At 60.0% G+C, this 13821-nt stretch carries 10 protein-coding genes; 4 read left to right on the top strand and 6 right to left on the bottom strand.

The window, feature by feature from the left end; all coding sequences use genetic code 11:
- The first annotated feature begins 73 nt into the window (after positions 1-73).
- The gene (gene phnX / locus AC193Q_RS02830; RefSeq protein ID WP_047291602.1) at positions 74-901 is read left to right on the top strand and encodes a phosphonoacetaldehyde hydrolase; all 828 of its coding nucleotides are present in this window, start codon (positions 74-76) and stop codon (positions 899-901) included.
- A 195-nt stretch (positions 902-1096) separates the two neighbouring features.
- Positions 1097-1651 (top strand): cytochrome b, encoded by a 555-nt coding sequence (locus AC193Q_RS02825; protein WP_047291600.1) that lies wholly within the window; start codon positions 1097-1099, stop codon positions 1649-1651.
- 159 nt (positions 1652-1810) lie between these two features.
- Here AC193Q_RS02825 and AC193Q_RS02820 read toward each other — a convergent pair whose 3' ends face one another.
- Both AC193Q_RS02820 and AC193Q_RS02815 read right to left on the bottom strand, forming a co-directional pair.
- Entirely contained in the window at positions 1811-2734 is a 924-nt protein-coding gene (locus AC193Q_RS02820) for a 1-aminocyclopropane-1-carboxylate deaminase/D-cysteine desulfhydrase (protein WP_483879118.1), read from the bottom strand.
- A gap of 227 nt (positions 2735-2961) precedes the next feature.
- Positions 2962-5001: an oxidoreductase gene (locus AC193Q_RS02815; RefSeq protein ID WP_483879117.1), complete on the bottom strand. Its 2040-nt coding sequence runs from the start codon at positions 4999-5001 to the stop codon at positions 2962-2964.
- 206 nt (positions 5002-5207) lie between these two features.
- Here AC193Q_RS02815 and AC193Q_RS02810 point away from each other — a divergent pair, with 206 nt between their 5' ends.
- Together AC193Q_RS02810 and AC193Q_RS02805 are read left to right on the top strand one after the other, a co-directional pair.
- Positions 5208-6338 (top strand): nitrilase-related carbon-nitrogen hydrolase, encoded by a 1131-nt coding sequence (locus tag AC193Q_RS02810; RefSeq protein ID WP_483879116.1) that lies wholly within the window; start codon positions 5208-5210, stop codon positions 6336-6338.
- 3 nt (positions 6339-6341) lie between these two features.
- Positions 6342-7382: an AraC family transcriptional regulator ligand-binding domain-containing protein gene (locus AC193Q_RS02805; protein ID WP_476283516.1), complete on the top strand. Its 1041-nt coding sequence runs from the start codon at positions 6342-6344 to the stop codon at positions 7380-7382.
- A gap of 324 nt (positions 7383-7706) precedes the next feature.
- Here the strand turns inward: AC193Q_RS02805 and AC193Q_RS02800 are convergent, their stop codons facing one another.
- From AC193Q_RS02800 to lon, 4 genes are all read right to left on the bottom strand, one after another.
- Positions 7707-8594: a DUF2242 domain-containing protein gene (locus AC193Q_RS02800; RefSeq protein WP_047291590.1), complete on the bottom strand. Its 888-nt coding sequence runs from the start codon at positions 8592-8594 to the stop codon at positions 7707-7709.
- A gap of 247 nt (positions 8595-8841) precedes the next feature.
- Positions 8842-10713: a SurA N-terminal domain-containing protein gene (locus AC193Q_RS02795; protein ID WP_047291588.1), complete on the bottom strand. Its 1872-nt coding sequence runs from the start codon at positions 10711-10713 to the stop codon at positions 8842-8844.
- A gap of 236 nt (positions 10714-10949) precedes the next feature.
- A complete protein-coding gene (locus AC193Q_RS02790; protein WP_008077714.1) occupies positions 10950-11222 on the bottom strand; it encodes an HU family DNA-binding protein in 273 nt (90 codons plus the stop codon).
- 148 nt (positions 11223-11370) lie between these two features.
- Positions 11371-13767, bottom strand: coding sequence for an endopeptidase La (gene lon, locus AC193Q_RS02785; protein WP_102355837.1), 2397 nt, complete (start codon positions 13765-13767; stop codon positions 11371-11373).
- Positions 13768-13821: the final 54 nt, after the last annotated feature.

Below are 13821 nucleotides of genomic sequence, written 5' to 3'. Positions count from 1 at the left end.
TCGCGGGCAAGCCCGCTCCCACAGGATCGCCGAACCTTTTGAATTGCATTGCCAACACAGGATTCTTATTGCCATGAACTACGTAAACCCAAGCAAGCTGCAAGCCGCGATCCTCGACTGGGCCGGCACCGTGGTCGATTTCGGCTCGTTCGCGCCAACGCAGATCTTCGTCGAAGCCTTCGCCGAGTTCGACGTTCAGGTGTCCATCGACGAAGCCCGTGGCCCGATGGGCATGGGCAAATGGGACCACATCCGCACCCTGTGCGATCAGCCGCAGGTCGCCGAGCGCTATCGCAAAGCATTCGGCCGCACCCCGACCGACGATGACGTGACCGCCATCTACAACCGCTTCATGCCGCTGCAGATCGAAAAGATCGCCGAACACTCGGCGCTGATTCCCGGCGCACTGGAAACTATCGCCCACCTGCGTCAGCAAGGGATCAAGATCGGTTCCTGCTCCGGTTACCCGAAACAGGTGATGGACAAGGTCGTGGCGCTGGCCGCCACCAACGGCTACGTTGCCGACCATGTGGTCGCCACCGACGAAGTGCCAAATGGCCGTCCATGGCCGGCTCAGGCGCTGGCCAACGTGATTGCGCTGGGTATCGATGACGTCGCGGCCTGCGTGAAGATCGACGACACCGTGCCGGGCATTCTCGAAGGTCGTCGCGCCGGGATGTGGACTGTCGCGCTGATCTGTTCGGGCAACGCGCTGGGCCTGGACTACGCCGGCTACCGTGCGCTGGGCAGCGACGAACTGGCCAGCGAACGCAAACGCATACACGCATTGTTCGCCGGTTCCCGTCCGCACTACATGATCGACACTATCAGCGACCTGCCGGAAGTGATTGCCGACATCAACAAGCGCCTGGCCAACGGCGAGATGCCGCAATCGAGCTGATTACGTCTTTTGTCAAAACAACAAAAAACGCCAGGGTCTTCGCGACACTGGCGTTTTTTTTTATGGCTGCAGCCTTGAGTCAGCGCTTTGAAACTCCGATCAGCCTCAGGCAAATCCGCCAAAGCGGATTACAGTTAAAGCATGCCGTCGCACAAGAACGGCACGTGGCGACCCTGATCTGTGAGGAAACACCGTATGCCGTGGACAAGTTCCGAATCGCGCTACAGCACCGTGTCCGTGCTGCTGCACTGGCTGATGCTGATCCTGTTGATCCTGGTCTATGCCAGCATGGAATTGCGCGGGATCTTTCCCAAAGGCAGTGGCGGCCGCGCGCTGATTCGCGAAGTGCATTACATGCTTGGCCTGACCGTGTTCGTGCTGGTGTGGTTTCGCCTGGTCGCCCGCAGCATCGGCCCGGCACCGAAAATCTTCCCGGCCTCGCCGCAGTGGCAAACCCTGCTGGCGCGGGTGATGCACTGGCTGTTGTACCTGTTCATGATCAGCATGCCGATCCTCGGCTGGCTGATCACCAGCGCCGAGGGGCACCAGGTGATGTTCTACGGCTTCGATCTGCCGCTGCTGGTCCACGAAGACAAGGCATTGGCCAAACAGGTGGAGCACTGGCACGTACTGATCGGCAACATCGGCTATTGGCTGATCGGCCTGCACGCGCTGGCGGGGCTGTATCACCATTATGTGGTGGGTGATAACACCTTGTTGCGGATGATGCCCAAGCGCGCGCCACGCTGAGGCCCGATTTTGACCATTGTAGTGAGGGGATTCATCCCCGATGGGCTGCGAAGCGGCCCCAGAACCTGTGCACGCGGTGGATCAGACTCAATGCGTGCTCAATGAGGGGCCGCTGCGCAGCCCATCGGGGATAAATCCCCTCACCACAGGGTTACTCATTCATCCTGTGGTGAATCCTCGCCGCCCTTGCAACCCACCCGTGTGCACGAAGATCAACCGTGTACCTGACGCGAATCCGCCCGCCTCGATCCGCTCCTTGAGAGCCAGCAACGCCTTGCCGGTGTACAGCGGCTCCAGCGCAACGCCGCTACAGCGTTCAATGCTCTCGATGAATGCAAGTAGCTGCGCGTCAACCTTGGCGAAGCCACCGCGACTGGCGTCGAGCAGCTCGTAGTCGGCAGCAGCGACACCTGCCTCCTGCATAATCGCCGCCACCTGCGGCGCCACGCCATGATCCTCGGGCACCGCCAGTGCGCCATACACAGGATGCGCACCGGCCTCGGCGAGCACCAGCCCTGCCAGCGTCGTCCCGGTGCCGCAGGCCAGCCACCAGCCGTGATAATTGCTCCAGCCCAGGTTGCCCAGTTGCGCGATCACCTGCTCCTTCAACACCTTGCAGCCCAATGCGCCCGCCAATCCGCCACCGCCCTCCGGCACCGCCTGAAAATCTGAATACTGCCCCCGCCACGGCTCCCAGAACCCCGGCTCATGCCGCGCCCGATAACCGCCGTAACCAAGCCAGTGCAGTTGCATGCCGAACGCTTGCAGATCGCTGACCGTCGGCGTTTGCTGTGGATGGCCGCGCAACAGGCCAACCGTTTCGAAGCCAAGACGCTTGCCCGCCGCCGCGAGCGCATGCAGATGATTGGAATGCGCACCACCGAGGCTGATGACGCCCTGCGCGCCGGCGCGGTCGGCGGCCTTGAGATGCTCGACGAGTTTGAACCATTTGTTGCCGCTGATCAGCGGGTCGATCTGGTCCAGACGCAGGATCGCGACCTCGATTCCGGCGCGGGTGAGCCAGTCGAGTTCAAGCAATTCGAGGGAGGCTTGGGGCAGCCAGTGGGCGGGAGGAAGAAGCATGGGCGACTGATCGTTCTGGGCTGAGGCCCGCATTCTAGTCGCTCATAAGCAGCCATCGCGAGCAGGCTCACGCCTGCATGGGTTCGATGGTGCTCACCGAATCAGTGAACAACACAAACACTGTGGGAGCGAGCTTGCTCGCGAAAGCGGAGTGTCAGCCAATATATATGTCGACTGACACCACGCCTTCGCGAGCAAGCTCGCTCCCACAGGTTAAGCGGCGTAGCTTAGAGCTCAGCGGCCAGACGCGACCCCTGATTGATCGCGCGCTTGGCATCCAGCTCCACTGCCACATCGGCACCACCGATCAAGTGCACGTTCTGCCCCGCCGCGACCAGACCTTCCTGCAGATCGCGCAGTGGATCCTGGCCGGCGCAGATCACGATGTTGTCCACCGCCAGCACTTGCGGCTCGCCGGTTTCGCCGATGCGGATGTGCAGGCCTTCGTCGTCGATCTTCAGGTATTCGACGCTGTTGAGCATCTGCACCTGCTTGTTCTTCAGACCGGTGCGGTGGATCCAGCCGGTGGTTTTACCCAGACCATCACCGACCTTGGATTTCTTACGCTGCAACAGGAACACTTCACGAGCCGGAGCGTGCGGCGCGGCCTTGATCCCGGCCACGCCACCGCGCGCTTGCAGGTTCGTGTCGATGCCCCACTCTTTCCAGAACGCGGTGCGATCCAGACTGGTGGCCACGCCCTGGTGCACAAGGAATTCCGAGACATCGAAACCGATGCCGCCCGCGCCGATCACCGCCACGCGCTTGCCCACCGGTTTGCGCTCAAGAATCACGTCCAGGTAACTCAGCACCTTGGCGTTGTCGACGCCAGGAATTGCCGGCACTCGCGGCGCGATGCCGGTGGCGAGGATGATTTCGTCGTAACCGCCTTCAACCAGTTTCGCCACGTCGACGCGGGTGTTCAGGCACACCTCGACATTCGTCGTCTGCAACTTGCGCTTGAAGTAACGCAGGGTTTCGAAGAACTCTTCCTTGCCCGGCACCCGTTTGGCGATGTTGAACTGGCCGCCAATTTCGCTGGCCGAATCGAACAACGTCACCTGATGTCCGCGCTCGGCGGCCACGGTTGCAGCGGACAGACCGGCAGGGCCGGCACCGACCACAGCGATCTTCTTGATCTGCTGTACCGGCAGATAGTTGAGCTCGGTTTCATGGCAGGCACGCGGGTTGACCAGGCAACTGGTGAGCTTGCCGCCGAAGGTGTGGTCGAGGCACGCCTGGTTGCAACCGATGCAGGTGTTGATTTCGTCGGCGCGGCCTTCTGCAGCCTTGTTGACGAAGTCAGGATCGGCGAGGAACGGCCGCGCCATCGAGACCATGTCGGCATCGCCTTCAGCGAGGATCTGCTCGGCGATTTCCGGGGTGTTGATGCGGTTGGTGGTGATCAGCGGAATGTTCACCGACCCGCGCAGTTTGGCGGTGACCTTGCTGAACGCCGCGCGCGGCACCTTGGTGGCGATGGTCGGGATCCGCGCTTCGTGCCAGCCGATGCCGGTGTTGATGAGGGTTGCGCCAGCCTGCTCGATGGCTTTGGCCAGGGTCACGATCTCATCCCAGGTGCTGCCGCCCTCGACCAGATCGAGCATCGACAAACGGAAGATGATGATGAAGTTCGGGCCGACCGCTTCACGCACCCGACGGACGATTTCCACCGGCAGGCGCATACGGTTTTCGTAGCTGCCGCCCCAGCGGTCGGTGCGGTGGTTGGTGTGCGCGGCGAGGAACTGGTTAATGAAGTAACCTTCCGAGCCCATGATTTCCACGCCGTCGTACTCGGCGGTTTGCGCCAGTACCGAGCAGGTGACGAAATCGCTGATCTGTTTCTCGATGCCGTCCTCGTCCAGCTCTTTGGGCTTGAACGGGTTGATCGGCGCCTGAATCGCGCTTGGTGCAACCTGTTTCGGACTGTAGGCATAGCGCCCGGCGTGGAGGATCTGCATGCAGATCTTGCCGCCAGCCTCGTGCACCGCGCGTGTGACGATGCGGTGCTTGAGCGCTTCTTCCTCGGTGGTCAGCTTGGCTGCGCCGGAGTACACGCCACCCTCGTCGTTCGGGCCGATACCGCCGGTGACCATCAGGCCGACGCCGCCACGAGCACGTTCGGCGAAGTACGCCGCCATGCGTTCGAAGCCACCCGGTTTCTCTTCAAGGCCAGTGTGCATCGAGCCCATCAGGGTGCGGTTGCGCAGCGTGGTGAATCCCAGGTCCAACGGGGCCAACAGGTGCGGGTAATGAGCGGCGGTCATCGGTAACTCCACAACGAGCGATCACGGAAATTGCGGGAGCTCTGCGTCCCCCGTCAGTCATGTTCGACAGACTAAGAGTCGCACTGCTGTCACTCAATGACCGAAACTGACAACTTATTGATCCAAATGCGCAGCGCCCCTTGGCAAGCGCAGGCATGCGCCCTACCCTAGTCGCCACACCCTGTATCCGGTTGTTGTTGGTTTTCATGCGCAAACTTCTGTACCTGTTTTTCTCCATGGCCATCGTTGCCGCCCTGACCACCTACGCCATGTGGGCGGCGGACCGGCCGGCGGGACATTACCTGTCGGACCTGCGCATCAAACTGGCGGTCGATGAGGGCACGCCCGGCGACCGTGGCAACTTGCTGGGTATCCAGCCGGAACTGTTCCCCACCGACTATCAAAGCCCGGAGCGCCTGCACCGCAAACTCGCGGCCTATCTGCAGCAAGCGCAGGATCAGGGCCTGCTGAATGAAAAAACCGTGGTGGTGCTGCCTGAGCATGTCGGTACCTGGCTGATGATCAGCGGCGAGAAAGACGAGCTGTACCAGGCGCCGACCCTGGTCGAAGCGATGAACTGGCTGGCGGCGAGCAATCCGTTGCTGTTCGCCCGCGCCTGGCTTACTGCCAAGGGCGACAATCGCCTCGACGACGCGCACTTGCGGATGAAGTCCAAAGTCATGGCCAAGGATTACCAGGCACTGTTTGGTGGGCTGGCCAAGGAATTCCACGTGACGCTGGTGGCCGGCTCCATCGTCCTGCCCGAACCCAGCATTCGTGATGGCCAGCTCAAGCCCGGTAGCGGCGCGCTGTTCAACAGCAGTGTGGTGTTTGGCCGTGATGGTGTACCGCTGGGCCAGCCCCAGCGGCAAATGCACCCGATCTTCGAACAGCGCGATGTGATCGAGGGCGAAGACGCCCACGCGATCAACGTGGTCGACACGCCGGCCGGACGCCTGGGCGTGCTGATCGGCAGCGACAGCTGGTACCCGGACAACTATCGCCAACTCGACGAGCAAGGCGCGCAACTGGTAGCGGTGCCGGCCTTCGTCGTGGGTCACGGTGCGTGGAATCAGCCGTGGGCCGGTTATAAGGGCTCAAGTACACCGGGTTCGGTCAGCCTCAAGCCCGGGGAAATCAGTGAAGGTCAGGCCTGGCATCGCCTGACGCTCACCGCACAGCCGCCGAGCAGCCGTGCGATCGCCGGCATGAGCGTGTTCCTGCGTGGGCAGTTCTGGGACAAGCCCGGCTCGGGGCAAAGTTTCCTCAGCAGCAACGGCCAGCAATTCGCCGATGGCGAAGCCCGCGGCGCACGTCTGCTGAACATCTGGTTGTAAGCCATGAAACCGCTGCCGATGCGCCTTGGGGATCTGTCGGTGGGTTTCGTGCACAGCCTGGCCGATGCCGTGCGCAGCCATGGCGTCGATCCGCAACCGCTGCTCGAACAATACGGCCTGGACGCGGCGCGACTGGCCGAAGCCGGTGCGCGGCTGTCGATCCCGCGCTACATGCGGCTGGGGAACAGCGCGATTCAGTTGACTGGCGATCCGGCGTTGGGTCTGCGCATGGGCCAGCTCAGCCGCTTGAGTCAGGCCGGGCTCGCCGGGGTCACCGCCGCACAGGCACCGACCGTGCGCGAAGCGGCCCGTTGCCTGATCCGCTTCGAGCCGCTGTACGGTTCCAACTATCGCGGACAGTCGAGCTTTCACGAGGATGCCCATGGCGCGTGGCTGCGCTTCTACTCGATCAGCCCGTACAACGCCTATAACCGCTTTGTGGTGGATTCGATCATCGCCGGCTGGCTGCATCAGCTGTCCAGCGTCAGCCGCGAGCCGTTGCGCGCCGAGCGCATCGACATCGAATTTGACGAGCCGGACTATCGCGACGCCTATAGCGTGCTGGGCGATTGCCCGATCCAGTTTGGCGCCGAACGCAATCAACTGCGCTTGAGCCTCGCCAGCCTCGCTCTGCGCAACCCGGAACACTGCCCAAGCACCTGGAAACACTTGCTTGCGTTGTGTGAACGGGAACTGGAGCAATTGACCCGCACCCGCAGCCTGCGCGAACGCATCACTCAGCTGTTGGGGCCATTGCTCAATGGTGGCCGGGAACCCGACCTGGAAGAAGTGGCGGCGCGTCTGAAGCTGCCGACCTGGACCTTGCGGCGCAAACTGGCCGAGGAAGGCACACAGTTTCGCGCCATACTCAACGACACCCGCCGCGACCTGGCAATGACCTACATCCGCGACACCGAACTGGCGTTCGGCGAGATCGCCTATCTGCTGGGCTTTGCTTCAGCCGAGGCGTTTCAACGCGCCTTCAAACGCTGGAGCGGCCAGACCCCGGGCGAGTTTCGCCGCAGTCACCGCAAAACCGCCTGACGCCTTACAACTCGGTGGCGTCTTCGGCCGGTTCTGGCTGATCGAGTTCATACGCCTGATATTCGAGCAGTTCTTCTTGATAATCGTCCATCGTCTCATCCCCCTACTGCCCGCTAAAAAAACAGCCCGGTCAAGTGACCAGTGCCTCGAGCGTATCGTGCCCGTATGAAGGGAACGTGACATCCCGCCTTCATGAATAGAACGTAGCAGGTGGTCAGGAATTTATCGCTGGAATTTTGTCCGGGGAATGTAACGGGATTTGAGTGCGCCACAAAACAAATGTGGGAGCGAGCCCCCCGCTCCCACAGCAGAGCCCCGCGCGGCTCACTGCATCGCCGGAATCGGCTCCGATGGCGGCGGGATATTGGTCGGATTGGCCGGCGGCGTGATCGTTTCGGCAGCCGGTGCAGGATCTGCACTCGGTGCCGGGGTGATCGGCGCGGATTCCGCAGGCGGCACCACGGGTTCGGAACCCGCTGGCGTCGGTGCAACCGTGGCCGGCGCAGGCGTCACCGCCGGAGTGGCCGGCGTCATGGTCTGGGCTGGCTCGACAATGCCGGGTGGCGGTGGCGCTGGCGCTGTCTCGACTGCCGGGGCAGGTGTTGTCGGCGCTACAGCCGCAGGCTTCGGCTCCGGAACACCCAGATCAGTCTTGGGTTTTTCTTCGATGTGCGCGGCTTTCTTCGCATCGGCTGGCAGGAACAGCTCAACCAGGGTGAAGAAACGCTCGTAGAACTTCTGCGACGTCACAGTCTCACTGGCCACCTTGACCATCGAATCATCGGACGAGCCGATCGGCATCGACACCGAACCCAACACGCCGACCCCGAGGCTGGCGGAGTTGTTGGTCTTCTTCAACGCGTAGCGATCCTGCAAGGCATTGGCGAACACCGTGGCATGGTGTTTGGAACTGCCGTCTTCGGTACACACCACGTTGAAGCTGATCTCCATGTGGGTTTCACCGGTTTGCTGGAAGCTTTTGTGGCCACTGATCAGTTTCGGGTCACTGCTGGTGATGATATAGCCCTGGCTGAGCAACGCACGACGGGCCGCCTCGCAGCTCGCGGTGTCAGCCACCGGATAATTGCGCGAGAACGTGCCGGAATCATCGAAGTTCTCATGCTCATAGATCGGCTTGTCCTTCGAACAGCCAGCAACAGCGGTCAACAACAGCGCCAACCCAACGACACGCATGGGAGTTGAAATCAACATTGAACATCCTGAGGGAAAACAGTCCGGGGCGTATTGTGCAACAGAACTTGGCCCTGCGGCGCATGGATTGTGTCTTAAAGCCGTTACAACCTTATTGACCATGGTTTGCCGGAAAAAGTCGCAGCCACTCGCCGCAAGGGCAAAACGGCCAGCCGCCACACCCGAAGCAACGGAACCAGCCAAATCCCAAGCATAAAAAAGCCCCGACCATCAGATCGGGGCTTTCCTGTTACCACTCAGTCAAACATCAATAGCGCTTGATATCCGCCTGACTTTCCAACTGCTTGCGGAACGCCGCGAAATCCTGCTGACCTTCACGCGAAGCAAGGAAGCGACGATACTGCGCCTTCTCTTCATCAGTCGGCGCCACTGCTTCATTCACACCGTCCAGGCGCACGATCATCAGGCTACCGTCCTGCAAGGTCACGCTGCTGAACGTCGGCTTGCCCTTGGCCGCCGGTTTCGGCATACGGAACAACGCCTGCAGCACAGTCGGATCAACCCCTTCCTGAGCGCGAGTGGCCGCCGTGACAACCTTCCAGTTCTGACCCTCGACAGCCTTGTCCAGCGGAGTCTTGCCATCGCGCAGACTGGCGATCAGCTGGTCGGCCTTGGTCTTGGCCGCAGCACTGGCATGCTCTTTGGTCAACTGCGCGCGGATCGCCGTGTTGACGGCTTCCAGAGGCAACTGCTCAGGCTTCAGGTGTTCCTTGGCACGCAGCACGACCACGGTTTCCGGGTCCAGCTCGATGCCGGTGCTGTTGGCGTTTTCTTCCAGCACTTCCTGGCTGAATGCAGCGCTCACCACAGCACGGTTGGCCGCAATGCCTTCGCCACCTTCACGGCCGAACGGCTTGGAAGTGTGCACAGTCAGTTTCAGATCTGCCGCTGGCTGGGCCAGGTCAGACGCTTCGAACGCCGAGTCTTCCAGTTGCTTGGTCGCCTCGACAAAACGCTGCTCGACCTGTTGAGTCTTCAGCTCGCGGGTCAGCTTGTCTTTCAGGCTGGCCAGGGTCGGAACTTCTGGCGCTTCAACACCCAGCAGCTTGATCAGGTGGTAACCGAAGTCGGTACGCACCGGCTCGGACACCTGGTCCTTGTTCAACGCGTACAGGGCTTTTTCGAAGGCTGGGTCATAGACGCCAGGACCGGCGAAACCGAGATCACCGCCATTGTTGGCCGAGCCCGGATCCTGCGAGAACTCCTTGGCCAGTGCTTCGAATTTCTCGCCCTTGGCCAGACGCGCCTGGACTTCTTCGATCTTGGCCTTGGCCTGAGCGTCGGTGGTCTTGTCGTTGACTTCGATCAGGATATGCGCGGCGCGGCGCTGTTCCGACAGGTTGGCGATCTCTTTCTGATACGCCGCCTGCAGGTCTTCGTCCTTGACCGCAACCTGGTCGAAGAACGAAGACTTCTTCAGCTCGACGTAATCGACAACCACCTGCTCAGGGGTCATGAACTCCTTGGCGTGCTCGTCGTAGTAAGCCTTGACCTCATCGTCGGTCAGTTTGACCGCGGCCGGATCGGCCTTGACGTTCAGCGAAGCGAAATCGCGGGTCTGCTTTTCCAGACGGGCGAATGCCAGCACTTCAGCGTCGGTGACGAAACCGCTGCCGGCAACACCGGCACGCAACTGACCGATCAGCATTTCCTGAGCCAGCATCTGGCGGAATTGCATGCGGGTATAGCCCAGTTGACGGATCACCTGATCAAAGCGCTCGGAGCTGAACTTGCCGTCCACCTGGAATTCAGGGGTCTGCAGGATCACCTGATCCAGTGCACCTTCGGAGAAAGCGAATTTCGATTGTTCTGCGCCTTGCAACAGCAGCTTGCGATCGATCAGCCCTTTGAGGGCCGACTCGCGGAGCATTTTTTCGTCAAGCAAGGAAGCATCGAAATCCTTGCCCAGCTGTTGCATCAGCTGACGGCGTTGCATGTCAACGGCCTGGCTCAGCTCGTTCTGGCTGATTTCTTCACCATTGACCTTGGCCGCATCGTTGGTGTGCGTCGTGGCCTTGAAAATAGCGTCGAAACCGGTCAGAGCCATCAGTGCAACGATGACCCCGATAATGGTCTTGGCAATCCAGCCTTGTGAATTGTCCCTGATATTCTGCAGCATGCGTCCCCCAGAAACGGTTGAACTTCAAAAATTTGGCAACCGTGGAGCGTGGGTAGAATCCGGATAGAAGAAAGGCGCATCCGAGGATGCGCCTTCTCGTAACTGGCGGAGCGGACAGGGCTCGAACCCTCGATCCCGGCGTTACAGGCAGCTGTTCCAGCGACCTGCTCTACCGCTCCGCTGCCAAGTCAGGCATGACCCCGACCCGGATGGGTAAAAACCTGAAACAAACTAACTTAGTTAACAGCTTCTTTCAGTGCTTTACCGGCTTTGAAACCTGGCTTTTTAGCAGCCGCGATTTGCAGCGTCTTGCCGGTCTGTGGGTTACGACCAACGCGAGCTGGACGATCAGTCACGGAGAAAGTGCCGAAACCAACCAGAACAACGGAGTCGCCGGCCTTCAGAGCGCCAGTGACGGATTCGATAACAGCGTCCAGCGCACGGCCAGCAGCAGCTTTCGGGATATCAGCGGATGCAGCGATAGCATCAATCAGTTCCGACTTGTTCACTCTAAGTCCCCTTATATCTATTTTGAGATGATTCTAAGTTTTTTGGTGAAAGCAAAAACGAGTGCTGAATGGCCTACAGACACTTAAGAGCCGCTTTATAACAAGGGCTCTAAAAAGCTGTCAAGGAAGCCCCCCAGGCAAAAACGTATTAATGCGTGCTAATTCTTTCCTTTGAATCAGACTCACGTTTTTCGTCCTTGGAAACTATCTCCGGAGCCACATCCGGCAAGGGCTCCGGCGCGTATTGCAGCGCAATTTGCAGGACCTCGTCAATCCATTTAACCGGTTTAATCTGCAGATCCTGCTTGATATTGTCAGGAATCTCCTTCAGATCGCGCACGTTCTCTTCCGGAATAATCACGATCTTGATTCCACCGCGGTGAGCGGCAAGCAGTTTTTCCTTCAGACCACCGATTGCCAGCACTTGACCACGCAGGGTGATTTCGCCAGTCATGGCGACATCGGCGCGCACCGGAATCCCGGTCAATGCCGATACCAATGCCGTGCACATGCCTACACCCGCGCTTGGACCGTCTTTCGGCGTCGCGCCTTCCGGCATGTGAATGTGGGTATCGCGCTTCTCGTGGAAGTCCAGCGGAATGCCCAGGCTCTTGGCACGGCTGCGCACAACGGTCAGGGCTGCAGTGATCGATTCGACCATTACATCACCCAACGAACCGGTCTTGATCAGTTGACCTTTGCCCGGAACCACAGCCGCTTCGATGGTCAGCAATTCGCCGCCCACCTGCGTCCACGCCAGGCCAGTTACCTGTCCGATCTGATCCTGCTGCTCGGCCAGACCGTAGCGGAATTTACGCACACCCAGGAAATGCTCCAGCAGATCAGCTGTCACTTTTACCGAGAAGCGTTTTTCCAGCGCATGCTCTTTCACAGCCTTGCGGCAGACCTTGGCGATCTGACGTTCGAGGCCACGCACACCGGCTTCCCGGGTGTAGTAACGGATGATGTCGCGGATCGCTTCCGCGTCGAATTCCAGCTCACCCTTCTTCAGACCGTTGGCGGCGATCTGCTTCGGTGACAGGTACTTGACGGCGATGTTGATCTTTTCGTCTTCGGTGTAACCCGGCAGACGAATGACTTCCATTCGATCCAGCAGTGCTGGCGGGATGTTCATCGAGTTCGAGGTGCACAGGAACATCACATCCGACAGGTCGTAATCGACTTCCAGGTAGTGATCGTTGAAGTTGTGGTTCTGCTCCGGATCGAGCACTTCCAGCAATGCCGACGCCGGGTCGCCGCGCATGTCGCTGCCCATCTTGTCGATTTCATCGAGCAGGAACAGCGGGTTGCGCACGCCCACTTTTGTCATCTTTTGAATCAATCTTCCTGGCATCGAACCGATGTAGGTTCGACGGTGACCACGAATTTCCGCCTCGTCACGCACGCCACCCAAGGCCATGCGCACGAATTTGCGGTTGGTGGCGTGAGCAATCGACTCTGCCAGCGAGGTTTTACCCACGCCAGGCGGACCGACCAGGCACAACACCGGGCCACGGATCTTCTTCACACGTTTTTGCACGGCGAGGTATTCAAGGATGCGTTCCTTGACCTCTTCAAGGCCGTAATGATCGGCATCGAGAATGTCTTCCGCACGCGCCAGGTCGAGGCGTACCTTGCTCTGCGCCTTCCACGGCACCTGCACCAGCCAGTCGATGTAGGAGCGCACCACGGTAGCTTCAGCGGACATCGGCGACATCTGCTTGAGCTTGTTCAGCTCGGCAGTGGCCTTGGCCAGGGCATCCTTCGGCAGGCCGGCCGCATCGATGCGCTTTTTCAGCTCTTCGATTTCGTTGTGACCTTCGTCACCGTCACCCAGCTCTTTCTGAATGGCCTTCATCTGCTCATTCAGGTAGTACTCGCGCTGGCTGCGCTCCATTTGTTTTTTGACGCGGCCGCGAATGCGTTTTTCGACTTGCAGCAGATCGATTTCGGCATCCAGCAAGGCGAGCACGTGCTCGACACGGGCCGACAGATCGATGATTTCGAGGATTTCCTGCTTCTGCTCGATTTTCAGCGCCATGTGCGCGGCCATGGTGTCAACCAGGCGGCCAGGCTCATCAATGCTGTTGAGCGACGACAGGACTTCAGCCGGGACTTTCTTGCCCAACTGCACATATTGCTCGAACTGCGACAGCAGGCTGCGCACGAACACTTCGGATTCGCGCTCGGCGGCGTCGACTTCGTCGATCAGCGAAACTTCGGCGCGGCAATGCCCGTCGACTTCGCTGAAGCGCTCTACAGCGCCGCGCTGCTCACCTTCGACCAGAACCTTGACGGTGCCGTCTGGCAGCTTCAGCAGCTGCAGCACCGTTGCAATCGTACCTACGCGATAGAGAGCGTCTTCACCGGGATCATCGTCAGCCGGGTTTCTCTGGGCCAGCAGCAGGATCTGCTTGTCGCCCGTCATCGCGGCCTCGAGGGCTTCGATGGATTTCTCGCGCCCCACGAACAGCGGGATAACCATGTGCGGATAAACCACGACATCACGCAATGGCAGGAGAGGCAATTCGATGGTTGTCTTCATGATTTCGCCTCTACGGCGGCCATATGGCCGTAATCAGATGGAATTAAGCTTGAA

It is taken from the genome of Pseudomonas sp. F2 (assembly GCF_057174385.1).
This window is presented reverse-complemented; position numbering and strand designations above follow the sequence as displayed.

Bases quoted from the DNA above. Each gene is read 5' to 3' on its own strand.
- phnX (WP_047291602.1), top strand. From the start codon at position 74: ATGAACTACGTAAACCCAAGCAAGCTGCAAGCCGCGATCCTCGACTGG.
- AC193Q_RS02825 (WP_047291600.1), top strand. From the start codon at position 1,097: ATGCCGTGGACAAGTTCCGAATCGCGCTACAGCACCGTGTCCGTGCTG.
- AC193Q_RS02820 (WP_483879118.1), bottom strand. From the start codon at position 2,734: ATGCTTCTTCCTCCCGCCCACTGGCTGCCCCAAGCCTCCCTCGAATTG.
- AC193Q_RS02815 (WP_483879117.1), bottom strand. From the start codon at position 5,001: ATGACCGCCGCTCATTACCCGCACCTGTTGGCCCCGTTGGACCTGGGA.
- AC193Q_RS02810 (WP_483879116.1), top strand. From the start codon at position 5,208: ATGCGCAAACTTCTGTACCTGTTTTTCTCCATGGCCATCGTTGCCGCC.
- AC193Q_RS02805 (WP_476283516.1), top strand. From the start codon at position 6,342: ATGAAACCGCTGCCGATGCGCCTTGGGGATCTGTCGGTGGGTTTCGTG.
- AC193Q_RS02800 (WP_047291590.1), bottom strand. From the start codon at position 8,594: ATGTTGATTTCAACTCCCATGCGTGTCGTTGGGTTGGCGCTGTTGTTG.
- AC193Q_RS02795 (WP_047291588.1), bottom strand. From the start codon at position 10,713: ATGCTGCAGAATATCAGGGACAATTCACAAGGCTGGATTGCCAAGACC.
- lon (WP_102355837.1), bottom strand. From the start codon at position 13,767: ATGAAGACAACCATCGAATTGCCTCTCCTGCCATTGCGTGATGTCGTG.